The sequence below is a fragment of the Actinomycetota bacterium genome (assembly GCA_040754375.1).
Taxonomy (GTDB): Bacteria; Actinomycetota; Acidimicrobiia; order Acidimicrobiales; family AC-14; genus JBFMCT01.
The window spans coordinates 101,231-113,049 of the sequence record JBFMCT010000007.1; the positions used below are offsets into that span (position 1 = coordinate 101,231).

Consider the following 11,819-nt stretch of genomic DNA (forward strand, 5'->3'; position numbering starts at 1 on the left):
TCCCGCCGGAGCCGGTCCCGCCGGAGCCGGTCCCGCCGGAGCCGGTCCCGCCGGAGCCGGTCCCGCCGGAGCCGGTCCCGCCGGAGCCGGTCCCGCCGGAGCCGGTCCCGCCGGAGCCGGTCCCGCCGGAGCCGGTCCCGCCCGTCCCGCCGGAGCCTGGGTTGGCCGAGCCCGGACCGGTCGGCCCCGCCGTCGTGTCGGTGCGGGCCCAGCGGCCGTGGGAGCGGACGAAGCCCTCGGTCTGGCCCAGCACCTCGTTGACCCGCACGACGAGCTTGCCCACGGGAGTACGTCGCCCCAGGTCGGCCAGGAAGTTGCGTACGCAACCCTGCAGCCGGGCCCGCAGGGCGTGCTCGGTGGCACAGTGCAGGGCCAGGTCGGCCAGCCGCCGGGGGGTCTGGGGGTCGGTGAGCAGCTCGGAGACCACGGTGGCCACCGCATCGTCGTCCCACCGAGGGGCACCGTCGGGGGGCGGGAAGCCGCGCGCCACTGCCACGGCCCGCACCGTGCGCGCCAGCTCGGCGACGAACGCCTCTCCCGGCGCGCCGGCCTGCAGTTCCGCCAGCGCGCTCGCTGGTGCGCGGCTCATCGCCACTTGTCTACGCCGGAACCCCAGTGGACGTCCGGCCCGACGCCGGCCCGGGGCTGTGTGCGAACATACGTTCGTCGATGGAGCCGACCATACTGCACGCCGACCTCGACGCGTTCTACGCCTCGGTCGAACAGCGCGACGACCCGCGGCTGCGGGGCCGGCCCGTGATCGTGGGCGGTGGGGTGGTGCTGGCCGCCAGCTACGAGGCCCGGGCCTGTGGGGTGCGCACGGCCATGGGCGGGGCCGTGGCCCGCCGGCTGTGCCCGGCCGCGGTGGTCGTCCCGCCCCGCATGGACGCCTACAGCGAGGCCAGCCGGGCCGTCTTCGAGGTGTTCGCCGACACCACGCCACTGGTCGAGGGGCTGTCGATCGACGAAGCCTTCCTCGACGTGGGCGGGCTGCGTCGGGTCTCGGGCCCGGCCGTCGAGATCGCCATCGATCTGCGCCGGCGGGTACGGGAAGGTGTCGGCCTGCCCATCACCGTGGGCGTGGCGACCACCAAGTTCCTGGCCAAGGTGGCCAGCGGCGTGGGCAAGCCCGACGGCCTGCTGGTCGTGCCCGCCGGGGGCGAGCTGGCCTTCCTCCACCCTCTGGCCGTCGAGCGCCTGTGGGGGGTCGGGGCCGCCACCGCGGCCAAGCTCCACGGCCGGGGGATCACCACCGTGGGCGAGGTGGCCGGCCTGGAGGAGGCCACCCTGGTGGCCATGCTCGGCCGGGCCACGGGCCGGCACCTGCACGCCCTGGCCCACAACCGGGACCCGAGGCCGGTGGTGGTCGGCGGCCATAGGCGGTCGGTAGGCGCCCAGTCGGCCCTGGGCCGGTCGTGGCGCCGGTCGGCGGCCGACGTCGACGCCGTCCTCATGGTCCTCGTCGACCGGGTGACGCGGCGGTTACGGGCGAGCGGGCGGGCCGGCCGCACGGTCGTGCTGCGCCTGCGCTTCGACGACTACACGCGAGCGACCCGCTCGCACACGCTGGCCCGGGCCACGGCCTCGACAGCCGTCGTGCTCGACGTGGCCCGCGACCTGCTGGCTGGCTCCCAAGCGATGGTCCAGACCCGCGGCCTGACCCTGGTGGGCGTGGCCGTGGCCAACCTCGACGGCCGCGGAGCCGTGCAGCTCACGCTGCCCTTCGATGCCCGCGCCGACCCGGCCCTCGACGCGGCGGTCGACGGCGTGAGGGAGCGGTTCGGCGCTCGGGCCGTCACCCGCACCGCCCTGCTGGGCCGGCGCGACAGCCTGGCTGTCCCCCTGCTCCCGGACGGTTGAACCGGCTTGCCGTCCCCTCCACAACGACCTGACAATTTGCGAGGTTGGGGGCTCGGATATAGATGAGAAATGCATCTACTGACGGGCGCCGATTCATGCACTATATTTCCGATGACGGCTGGGGGCCTGTCATTCTGCAACGCTGTGTGTGCCGTAGCTTTTGGCGTCTGGCGGGCCGGTTCGAAGTGCGATAGAGCACATATGGGGCAGTGCTGACCAGGTAGTGCCGGCGGTACCGGGGGCCTGGCCCCTGTTCACCGGCTCCACCCGGGCGCGGCGGGGAGCACTGCCCGATCGTATTGGCCAATGTCCTTTCACGAGAGGGAGTCGAAGTGAACCACGAACAAGGCGCCATGACTATCGAAGAGCTGGAGGGCCAGCACGCGTCTGAGCTTCCTGATCGCGACCTGCTGATCGGGTTGTCGCTGCTCGGGATACCCCTGCTCGGCCTCGACGGCGTCAACGTCAACGTCGACACGTCCGGTCCCAACTGGCTGATAGGGGCCATCGGCTCTTGATCACCCGGGAGTGAGATCCCCCGGGGCACCACCCGGCCCGGCGAGAACGGCGCTGCCCATCCCAGCCGGGGCCGCACCTCTCGCCGGGCCTGCCCCGGGGATGTCCCGACCCGTCCCGCGGCTCGGCCCGGGCGTCGAGCTGATCGGCGAGATGCGGGGCTCGGGCTCGTTCGACGTGCCCTGGCTCATCCGCCGGGGCGACGGGCGGGCGCTGGCTGTGTCCGCCCTGCTGTTCCAGATCGCGGCCGAGGTCGACGGCCGGAGCGATGCGGCCACCATCGCCCGGCGGGTGTCGGCCCGCGCTGGCCGCCCGGTCGGGGCGTCCGACGTCGGATGGCTCCTCGACAACAAGCTGCGCCCCCTCGGGGTGGTGGCCGGTGACCGGGCGGGCGCGGAGGCGTCGCCGGGCCCGGGGTCGGGGCCCACCTCGGGCCCGGCGGGCCGCCGGCGGCTCCGGTTGCGGGCGCTGTTCAAGGTCGGAGTCGTGCCCGTGGCGGCTGTCGACCGGGTCGCCACCGGCCTCAGCCCCCTCTTCCACCCGGCGGCCGTGGCCGCCTTCTTGGGGGCTCTCGTGGGCGTCGACCTGTGGTTGCTGCTCGGCTCGACCCCGCTGCCCGGGGCCGCGACGGTCGTGGGCGACCCTTGGTCGGCCTCGCTCGTCCTCGCCCTCACGCTGGCAGCCGGCGCGTTCCACGAGGCGGGCCACGCCGCCGGGGCCCGCTACGGGGGGGCTTCCCCGGGCCGGGTCGGGGTGGGCTTCTACCTGGTCTGGCCGGTCTTCTTCAGCGACCTCAACGACTCCTACCGGCTCGACCGTACCGGCCGCCTGCGGGCGGACCTGGGCGGCGTGTACTTCAACGTCGTCTTCATCGTGGCCCTGGCTGGGGCCTACGCCCTCACCGGGGCGGCCGTTCTGCTGGTGGTGATCGTCCTGCACCATGTGCTGGCCGCCCGCCAGTTCCTGCCGTTCGTGCGCCTCGACGGCTACTACATCGTCAGCGACCTCGCGGGCGTGCCCGACCTGTTCGGCCGGATCGGCCCCGTGCTGACCAGCCTTCTGCCCGGTCGCGCGGCCGCTCTCGACGACCTCCGACCGGCGGCCCGCCGGCTCGTCACGGCCTGGGCCATCGCCACGGTCACGGCCCTCGCCGTGCTCCTGTTGCTGGCCGTCCGCCGGCTCGTGTGACCCGAGCGACCGGGCGTCGCTCCGTCGCCCGGCCGGGTTCTTGAGGAGGTCTGGGTTGTGCCCTCGGCAGGATTCGAACCTGCGCACCCGCCTCCGGAGGGCGGTGCTCTATCCCCTGAGCTACGAGGGCTGGCAGGGACCGATCGTACTCCCCGGGCCGCACGACCGGGGCGGGCCCAGAAGTCCATCACGTTCCCGTCCGGGCGGCCGGTAGGATCGGGGCCCCGATGCCCAAGCTGCTCGTAGTCGACGACGACCCGGTGATCGTGGAGCTTCTGCGCGTGAACTTCGAGATGGAGGGCTTCGAGGTGGTATCGGCGGCTGACGGCGCCGAGGGCCTCGAGATGGTGCGGGAGTGGCTGCCCGACGCCGTCGTGTCCGACATCATGATGCCCCGCATGGACGGCCTGGAGATGGTCACCCGGCTCCGCTCCGACCCCGCCACCCGTGCCCTACCGGTGCTCCTGCTGTCGGCCAAGGCCCAGAGCGCCGAGGTGCAGGCGGGCCTCGACGCGGGGGCAGACGACTACCTCACCAAGCCGTTCGACCCGTTCGAGCTGATCGACCGCGTGAACAAGCTCCTGGTCGACGGCGGGCGCTAGGGCCGTGGTCAAAGAGGTCCTTCAGGAGGCGATCGGCCACGCCCTGACGGCGGCCGGGGTCGAGCCGCCGGCCGAGGTGCCGGTCGTGCCCACCGACCGGCGCGACCACGGCGACTGGGCGTCCAGCGTGGCCCTGGCCTCGGCCAAGGGGTCGGGGCGCCCGCCTCGCGAGCTGGCCGAGGAGCTGCGGGCCGCCCTCACCGGGTCCCCGCCCCGCTACGTGACCAGGGTCGAGGTCGCCGGCCCTGGGTTCCTCAACTTCTGGCTCGACCCGGCCTGGCTGCACGACGTGCTGCGGGCCGTGATCGCAGGAGGCCCCGACGGCTACGCGGCCCCCGACCTGGGCCACGGCGAACGCGTCAACCTCGAGTTCGTGAGCGCCAACCCCACCGGGCCCATCCACGTCGGCAACGGCTGGTGGTGCTCCTACGGCGACGCCCTGGGCCGGCTGCTGGAGCGGTGCGGGTGGTCGGTGGCCCGGGAGTACTACGTGAACGACACCGGCGGCCAGGTGCGCCAGCTGGGCAGCAGCGTGCTGGCCCGCCGCCGGCGCGAGGCCGTCCCCGAGAGCGGCTACCAGGGCGACTACGTGGCCGAGCTGGCCGACCAGTACGACGGGCCCGAGGATGTGGTGGCCGCCGGCCGCTGGGCCGCCGAACGCATCATCGACCAGATCCGGGCCACCCTCGAGGGCATCGGCATCCGCTTCGACGAGTGGTTCAGCCAGGCCTCGATCGAAGAGAGCGGGGCCGTGGAGGAGACCCTGGGCGTGCTGCGCGACCGGGGACTGGTCTACGAGCTCGACGGGGCCACGTGGCTACGCACCACCGACTTCGGCGACTCCCGCGACCGGGTGCTGGTCAAGTCCGACGGCGACTTCACCTACCTGGCCGGCGACCTCGCGTACCACCGCAACAAGTTCTTCGTGCGGGGCTTCGACCGGGCCATCGACGTGTTCGGGGCCGACCACCACGGCCAGGTGGCCAGCCTGCTGGCCGGCATGGAGGCCCTGGGGGTGGAGCGGGGCCGCCTGGAGATCAAGCTGGGCCAGATGGTCTCGCTGGCCGAGGGCAAGATGAGCAAGCGGGCCGGCAACTTCGTGGCCCTCTCCGAGCTGGTGGCCGACATCGGGCCCGACGCCACCCGGCTGCTCAGCCTCATGTCGTCCATCGACCAGGCCACGACCATCGACCTCGAGTCCGTGCGGCGCCGGTCGATGGACAACCCCGTCTACTACGTGCAGTACGCCCACGCCCGGACTGCTTCGATTGCGCGGGTGGCCCGAGAGCAGGGCGTCGAGCGCCGGCCTCTGGCCGAGGTCGACCTCTCCGTGCTCACCGGCGAGCGCGAGCTCGACCTGCTGCGCAGCCTGGCCGAGCTGCCCGACGTGGTGGCCGACGCCTGCCTCACCCGCTCGCCCCACAAGGTCACGACCTGGGTGCGGGAGCTGGCCGGCCGGTTCCACAGCTTCTACCACGAGTGCCGCGTGCTCGGGGAGGGCGTCGAGCCCGGGGTCACCCAGGCCCGGCTGTGGCTGGTCGAGGCCACCCGGGTCGGCCTGGCCGCGGGGTTGGGCCTGCTGGGCGCGTCCGCCCCCGACTCGATGTGAACCCGCTGCCGCTGCGGCTCCTGCCGGCCACGGCCCAGGTCGGGCCCGGTGGCCGCCTGTCGGTGGGCGGGGTCGACCTGGTCGACCTGGCCGCCGAGGTGGGCACCCCCGCCTTCGTCTACGACGAGGAACACCTCCGGGCCCGCTGCCAGGAGGCGGTGGCCGCCTTCGGCCCGGGCAACGCGGCCTACGCCGGCAAGGCTTTCCTGTGCCGGGCCATGGCCGCCCTGGCCTACGAGGAGGGCATGCACGTCGACGTGGCCACCGGGGGTGAGCTGCACGTGGCCCTGGCCGCGGGTGTGCCGCCCAGCCACATCGAGATGCACGGCAACAACAAGTCGGTGGGCGAGCTGGCCCGGGCCGTGGAGCTGGGCGTGCGGGTGGTGGTCGACTCCTTCGACGAGCTCGACCGGCTCGAAGCCCTGGCCCCTGCGCCGCCGGTGCGGGTGCTGGTACGCGTCACCCCCGGGGTCGAGGCCCACACCCACGAGTACGTGATGACCGGCCAGGTCGACTCCAAGTTCGGCTTCGGGCTGGCCAGCGGCGACGCCGCCCGGGCCGTGGAGCGGGTCGTGGCCGCACCGTGGGCCGAACTGGTGGGTGTCCACGCCCACATCGGCAGCCAGATCTTCCTGGTGCGGTCCTACGAGAAGGCGGTCGAGGCCCTGGCCGACTTCGTCCGCCCCCTGGGGGTGGACGAGCTGTGCCTGGGCGGCGGCCTGGGCGTGGCCTACGTGGACGGGGAGGAGGCCCCCACGATCACCGAGTGGGCCGAGGGGCTCCTCGGGGCGTGCCGGGCCGCGGGGCTGGCCAACCGGGTCACGGTCGAGCCGGGGCGGGCCATCGCCGCGGCTGCCGGCCTCACCCTCTACCGGGTGGGCACCGTCAAGGACGTGCCCGGTGTGCGGACCTACGTCTCGGTCGACGGGGGGATGAGCGACAACCCCCGGCCCGTGCTCTACGGGAGCGGCTACGAGGCGTTCCTGCCCCGGGCGACCACCGCCGCCCGCCCCCGGGTGGTCACCGTGGTGGGCAAGCACTGCGAGTCGGGAGACCTGGTGGCGCGCGACGCCCACGTGCCCGCCGACCTGGCCGTGGGCGATGTCCTGTGCACACCGGTGACGGGCGCCTACGGCCACTCGATGGCATCCAACTACAACAAGGTCCCCCGCCCGCCCGTGGTCTTCGTGCGCGAGGGGCAGGCCCGGGTGGTCGTGCGGCGGGAGACGCTCGACGACCTGCTGCGCCTCGACAGCTGAGAGCCGCGGGACCAGGGCACGGCTACCGTGGTGGGGATGGGCCAGGAGACCGTTCGGGTGGGGTTGCTGGGGTGCGGCAACGTGGGGCGGGCCGTGGTCGAGCTGGTCCGCGACCACGGGGCCGCCATCCGGTCCCGCACGGGGCTCGACCTGCAGATCGCCCGGGTGGCGGTCCACTCCATCAGCAAGGACCGGGGGGTGGAGCTGGCCGCCGGCGTGCTGACCGACGACGCCGAGAGCGTGGTGACCGACCCGTCCATCGACGTGGTCGTCGAGGTCATGGGCGGCACCGAGCCCGCCCGCCGGCTCATCCTGGCCGCCCTGGACGCCAAGAAGCCGGTGGTCACGGCCAACAAGGAGCTGCTGGCCAACGCCGGCCCCGAGCTGTTCTCGGCGGCCATGCGCTCGGGGGTCGACCTGCTGTTCGAGGCGGCCGTGGCCGGAGGCATCCCGCTGATCCGGCCGCTGCGGGAGTCGCTGGCCGGCGACCGCCTGCGCCGGGTGACGGGCATCGTCAACGGCACCACCAACTACGTGCTGACCCGCATGGCCGAGGACGGCCGTTCGTTCGCCGAGGCGGTGGCCGAGGCCCAGAGCCTGGGTTACGCCGAGCGCGACCCCACGGCCGACGTGGAGGGCTACGACGCCGCCGCCAAGGCGGCCGTACTCGCCACGGTGGCTTTCGGCGCGCAGGTGGCCGCGGGCGACGTCTACCGCGAGGGCATCTCGTCCATCACGTCCGAGGACATCTCGATGGCCCGCCGCCTGGGTTATGTCATCAAGCTGCTGGCCGTGATCGAGGCTGTCGACGGCGACGTGGCCGTGCGCGTCCACCCGGCCATGGTCCCCCTCGACCACCCCCTGGCCTCGGTGCGCGACTCGTTCAACGCCGTGTTCGTCGAGGGCGAAGCCGTGGGCGAGCTGATGTTCTACGGGCGGGGGGCGGGCGGGCGGCCCACCGCCTCGGCCGTCATGGGCGACCTCGTCGACGCCGCCGCCAACCTGCGCCAGGGCCGGGTGGCTGCCCTGCCCGAGCCGGTGGCCGCCCGCATCCGCCCTATCGACGAGCTGCGTTCGGCTTATTACGTGACCATCGACGTGGTCGACCGGCCGGGCGTGCTCGAGAAGGTGGCCGGGGTCACGGCCCGCCACGGCGTGTCGATCTGGAAGATGGAACAGCTCGGCCTGGGCGACGAGGCCCGTTTGGTGCTGGTCACCCACGTGGCCGAGGAGCGGGCCATGCAGGCCACCCTCCACGACCTGCGGGGCCTGGAGGCCGTCGACCGGGTGGGCACGCTGCTGCGCGTGGTCGGGGCCGACTAGGTGGGGGGTTCGGCTTCGGGCTGGCGGGGGGTCATCGTCGAGTACGCCGGCTTCATGCCCTCCATGGCGCCCGGTTCGGTGGTCACCCTGCTGGAGGGCAACACGCCCCTGGTACCCGCGCCCCGGCTCTCGGCCATGGTCGGCGCGCGCGTCCTGCTCAAGGTCGAGGGAGCCAACCCCACCGGTTCGTTCAAGGACCGGGGCATGACCGTCGCCATCTCCAAGGCCCACGAGGACGGGGCCAAGGCCGTCGTGTGCGCCTCGACGGGCAACACGTCGGCGTCGGCCGCGGCCTACGCCACCCGGGCCGGGCTCAAGTGCGTGGTGCTGATCCCCGAGGGTTACATCGCGCTGGGCAAGCTGGCCCAGGCCCTCGTCCACGGCGCCCAGGTGCTGCAGATCAGGGGCAACTTCGACAACGCCTTCGCCCTGGTGCGGGAGCTGGCCGAGACCGAGCCGGTGACCATGGTCAACTCGGTGAACCCCTACCGCATCGAGGGCCAGAAGTCGGGCGCCTTCGAGATCGCCGACGTGCTGGGCGACGCCCCCGACGCTCACTGCATCCCCGTGGGCAACGCCGGCAACATCACCGCCTACTGGAAGGGCTACCAGGAGTACCGGGAGGCGGGCCGGGCCACCAAGGCGCCCGTCATGTACGGCTTCCAGGCCGCCGGGTCCGCCCCGATCGTGGTGGGCCACCCGGTCGAGCGGCCCGAGACCGTGGCCACCGCCATCCGCATCGGCAACCCTGCGTCCTGGCAGGGGGCGCTCGACGCCGTAGCCGGGTCCGGGGGCGGTGTCCACGCCGTGACCGACGCCGAGATCCTCGACGCCTACCGGTTCCTGGCCGGCCAGGAGGCCGTGTTCTGCGAGCCCGCCTCCGCCGCGTCGGTGGCCGGGTTGATGAAGGTGGGCCCGCCGTTCCCGGGGGCCACCGTCGTGTGCACCCTCACCGGCCACGGCCTCAAGGACCCCGACCGGGCCATCGCCGAGGTGACCGTCCCCTCGCCCGTCGAGGCCGACCTGGCCGCCGTCCGCGCCCAGCTCGGCCTCTGAGGGCCCCCGGAAAACGCAAACCTGCGCGGGAATCGTGGGCGTTTCGCCCACGATTCCCGCGCAGGTTTCGCGGGGTCGGGGTTCAGGCGGCGCGGGACAGGGCGGCGCGGAGGAGGGAGATGGCCTCGTCGGGCCGGTACCACACCTGGCGGGCCGTCACCCGGACCACCTCGTAGCCGGCCGCCCGCAGACGGCGGTCACGTTCGTCGTCGGCCTCCTGGTCGAGCAGGGCGGTGTGCGACAGGTCGCCGTCGATCTCGGCTACCAGCCTCTCGGGCCGGAACAGGAAGTCGACCCGGCCGACCCAGTCGTCGCCGCCGACATCGACCTGGCGCTCGGGCGTGGGTAGGCCGGCCGCCGCCACCAGCGCCAGGAACCGGGCCTCGAGCCCGCTCTCGGGAGCGACATAGGCGCCGTCACGCTCGGCCATGAGCTCGCGCATCAGGCGGGTGCCGGCCCGGCCTTGCTCGGCCAGCGACGAACAGAGCCCGACGATGGCCGACGCCCGAACGAGGCGGCGCGCCAGCGCGTTGTCGACGGTGCGGGCCACCCGCTTGGGGTGCAAGTCCGAGGCCAGGTCGAAGATGGTGCGGGCCACCGTGGTCACGGGTACGCCGTCGAGCCGGGACACATGCTGGTCCGGCAACCACGTCGGCCAGTGGACCACGGCCAGGGGGGAAGACCGGGCCGGGCCGCCGCGGGGCCGGCTCACGTGGATGGTGCCGGCGTCGAACCCGGGAAGGCCCCACATGGCGGCCGCGCTCTGGTGGGAGACGGCCGTCCCCGGGCCGGCGTCGAGCACGGCCGCCATGGCCCGGTGCTGGTCACTCGACGGCGTGCCGACGAGCCGGAGCACCCGGTAGGTGACGGCGTCCCAGTCCGGCGATGCCAGCCGCAGTCGGATCATCTCGGCGGTCCCCCCAGCGGCGCGGGCCTGGGCCCTGCTCACGAGCCCGTGCTGGCCAAGGGCCAAAGTCCTCAGGTTGATGTCGAATATATGGTCTGTCATTCAGCCAGTCAACCAGCAAGGTATGACACTGAAGGGCTGCAAAGAACGCAAACCCGCGCGGGAATCGTGGGCGTTCCGCCCACGATTCCCGCGCAGGTTTCGCGGGTGGGGCCGTCGCCGGCCTGCCGCCTCCCGCCTGCCGCCTGCCGGCCTGCCGCCTGCCGGCCTGCCGCCTGCCGGCCTGCCGCCTGCCGCCTGCCGCCTCCCGCCTGCCCGCCGGGGGGGCCGTCGCCGGGGTCAGGCTCAGCCGGCTTCGATGCGGAAGACGCCGCCTTCCTGGCTCATCACGTAGAGCTCGCCGTCGGGACCTTCGCCGAACGAGGTGACCGACGGGCTGATGACCCCGAAGGCCCGCTGGTCGACGACCTGGCCGTCGCTCTGGCGCAAGGCCAGGATCTGGCCCGCGCAGTAATCGGCGTAGACGTAGGCCCCGGCCAGGCCCGCGACCCGTCCCCCCCGGTAGACGTAGCCGCCCGTCACCGCGCAGTTGCCGCCCGTGCGGGCGTAGTCGATGATCGGGCCCACGGCGTCGGCCGGGGCCGTCCCCGAGTACGGCCGGGTGCCTTCGAGGCGGGCCCAGCCGTAGTTCTGGCCACCGCCCGCGTTCGCGGGGGCGTAGTTGACCTCCTCGCGGGCGCTCTGGCCTACGTCGCCGATCCACAGGTCGCCGTTCTGGCGGTCGAACGAGTAGCGCCAGGGGTTGCGCAACCCGTAGGCCCAGATCTCGGGCCGGGCCCCGGGTGTGCCCACGAACGGGTTGTCGCCCGGCACCGTGTAGCTGTTGACGCCGTCGGGACGGGGGTCGATACGCAGCATCTTGCCCAGGAGGGAGCCCAGGTTCTGGGCGTTGTCGTCGGGGTCGCCGCCCCCGCCCCCGTCGCCCGTACCGATCCACAGCCGCCCGTCGCGCCCGAACACGAGGTTGCCGCCGTTGTGGTTGGCGTAGGGCTGGTCGATGAACATGACCTCCCGGCGGGTGGAGACGTCGGCCCGGCCGCCGACCATCTCGTACTCGACGATGCGGGTGTCCCCGGCCGTGTCGGTGAAGTTGACGTACAGCCGGCCGGCCGGCGAGAAGGCCAGGCCCAGCAGCCCCTGCTCGGTACCGGTGCTGACCTCGCCCGAGATGTCGAGGACGGGCGTGGGGTCGACGGTCCCCCGGAAGGCCCTGATCCGCCCCCGCTTCTCGGCGATGTACAGCGCCCCGTCGCCGGGCCGCACGGCCATGGCCAGCGGTTCGGTGAACGTGGCGATCCTGTTCAGCCTTATCTGTACGGCGGCCAGCCCCGCGGGCCGGGGCGGGTCGGTCGGACGGGGGGTGGGAGGGGGCCCGGGCGGATCGGTGGGCGGCGGTCCGGCGGGCCCCGGTCCGGCCGTCCCCGTCGGACCGGGCCCTG

11 protein-coding genes and 1 tRNA gene are annotated in these 11,819 nt (G+C 73.5%); 8 read left to right on the forward strand and 4 right to left on the reverse strand.

Annotated elements, in window-relative coordinates:
- Positions 1-589: hypothetical protein (locus AB1673_05230; protein ID MEW6153381.1), on the reverse strand; the 589-nt coding region annotated here is incomplete at its 3' end.
- A gap of 80 nt (positions 590-669) precedes the next feature.
- Here AB1673_05230 and dinB point away from each other — a divergent pair.
- From dinB to AB1673_05245, 3 genes are all read left to right on the forward strand, one after another.
- Complete coding sequence (gene dinB / locus AB1673_05235; protein ID MEW6153382.1) at positions 670-1,860, forward strand: DNA polymerase IV; 1,191 nt, start codon at positions 670-672, stop codon at positions 1,858-1,860.
- Positions 1,861-2,213: 353 nt separating this feature from the next.
- Positions 2,214-2,378: a hypothetical protein gene (locus tag AB1673_05240; protein MEW6153383.1), complete on the forward strand. Its 165-nt coding sequence runs from the start codon at positions 2,214-2,216 to the stop codon at positions 2,376-2,378.
- A 100-nt stretch (positions 2,379-2,478) separates the two neighbouring features.
- Positions 2,479-3,564 carry a hypothetical protein gene (locus AB1673_05245; GenBank protein ID MEW6153384.1) on the forward strand — a complete coding sequence of 362 codons (1,086 nt, stop codon included), beginning with the start codon at positions 2,479-2,481 and terminating at the stop codon, positions 3,562-3,564.
- 58 nt (positions 3,565-3,622) lie between these two features.
- On the opposite strand, the gene AB1673_05250 is transcribed toward AB1673_05245, so the two are convergent.
- A tRNA-Arg gene (locus AB1673_05250) sits at positions 3,623-3,694 on the reverse strand.
- Between the two features lie 97 nt (positions 3,695-3,791).
- Between AB1673_05250 and AB1673_05255 the strand changes: the two genes are divergently transcribed.
- From AB1673_05255 to thrC, 5 genes are read left to right on the forward strand one after another with little or no spacing between them, the layout of a single operon-like run.
- A complete protein-coding gene (locus tag AB1673_05255; GenBank protein ID MEW6153385.1) occupies positions 3,792-4,166 on the forward strand; it encodes a response regulator in 375 nt (124 codons plus the stop codon).
- Positions 4,167-4,170: 4 nt separating this feature from the next.
- A complete protein-coding gene (gene argS / locus AB1673_05260; GenBank protein ID MEW6153386.1) occupies positions 4,171-5,775 on the forward strand; it encodes an arginine--tRNA ligase in 1,605 nt (534 codons plus the stop codon).
- Complete coding sequence (gene lysA, locus AB1673_05265) at positions 5,772-7,034, forward strand: diaminopimelate decarboxylase (GenBank protein ID MEW6153387.1); 1,263 nt, start codon at positions 5,772-5,774, stop codon at positions 7,032-7,034. The genes argS and lysA overlap by 4 nt, the downstream gene beginning before the upstream one ends.
- Positions 7,035-7,070: 36 nt before the next feature.
- The gene (locus AB1673_05270; GenBank protein ID MEW6153388.1) at positions 7,071-8,357 is read left to right on the forward strand and encodes a homoserine dehydrogenase; all 1,287 of its coding nucleotides are present in this window, start codon (positions 7,071-7,073) and stop codon (positions 8,355-8,357) included.
- Positions 8,358-9,413: a threonine synthase gene (gene thrC / locus AB1673_05275; protein MEW6153389.1), complete on the forward strand. Its 1,056-nt coding sequence runs from the start codon at positions 8,358-8,360 to the stop codon at positions 9,411-9,413. It abuts the gene before it with no gap.
- Between the two features lie 82 nt (positions 9,414-9,495).
- Here thrC and AB1673_05280 read toward each other — a convergent pair whose 3' ends face one another.
- Positions 9,496-10,422: a DUF559 domain-containing protein gene (locus tag AB1673_05280; GenBank protein MEW6153390.1), complete on the reverse strand. Its 927-nt coding sequence runs from the start codon at positions 10,420-10,422 to the stop codon at positions 9,496-9,498.
- A 243-nt stretch (positions 10,423-10,665) separates the two neighbouring features.
- The coding region (locus tag AB1673_05285; protein ID MEW6153391.1) for a PQQ-dependent sugar dehydrogenase at positions 10,666-11,819 on the reverse strand (1,154 nt) is incomplete at its 5' end.

Bases quoted from the DNA above. Each gene is read 5' to 3' on its own strand.
- dinB (MEW6153382.1), top strand. From the start codon at position 670: ATGGAGCCGACCATACTGCACGCCGACCTCGACGCGTTCTACGCCTCG.
- AB1673_05240 (MEW6153383.1), top strand. From the start codon at position 2,214: ATGACTATCGAAGAGCTGGAGGGCCAGCACGCGTCTGAGCTTCCTGAT.
- AB1673_05245 (MEW6153384.1), top strand. From the start codon at position 2,479: ATGTCCCGACCCGTCCCGCGGCTCGGCCCGGGCGTCGAGCTGATCGGC.
- AB1673_05255 (MEW6153385.1), top strand. From the start codon at position 3,792: ATGCCCAAGCTGCTCGTAGTCGACGACGACCCGGTGATCGTGGAGCTT.
- AB1673_05270 (MEW6153388.1), top strand. From the start codon at position 7,071: ATGGGCCAGGAGACCGTTCGGGTGGGGTTGCTGGGGTGCGGCAACGTG.
- AB1673_05280 (MEW6153390.1), bottom strand. From the start codon at position 10,422: ATGACAGACCATATATTCGACATCAACCTGAGGACTTTGGCCCTTGGC.